The organism is Gemmiger formicilis, from assembly GCF_016901605.1.
Lineage (GTDB): Bacteria > Bacillota > Clostridia > Oscillospirales > Ruminococcaceae > Gemmiger > Gemmiger formicilis_B.
Map to the genome: position 1 here is coordinate 1 of NZ_JACJKP010000682.1, position 243 is coordinate 243.

Annotated in this window: 1 pseudogene; it reads right to left on the minus strand. The window is 59.3% G+C overall.

Annotated elements, in window-relative coordinates:
- Positions 1-52: 52 nt before the first annotated feature.
- Positions 53-243: pseudogene (locus H6B10_RS16465) on the minus strand (energy coupling factor transporter S component ThiW); the annotation flags it as partial.

Consider the following 243-nt stretch of genomic DNA (forward strand, 5'->3'; position numbering starts at 1 on the left):
GCCGCCGGTTCCGCAGATTCTGGAGCAGGGGTGCAAACATAGGCGTTTCCTTTTAGTGAGAAAGAGTTTTCTGCATCCGGTTCAAAGCGCCGGTGCTGCGCAGAGCGTAAACCAGCACGCCGGACAGAACGGAACCGGCGGCGGTGGATACCAGGAAGGGGATAATGTAGGCGTAGAAGGCAATATCCCCGGCGGCCTGGCCCATAAAGAGAATGGCTACCGGATAGGCGCACAGCCCGCCCA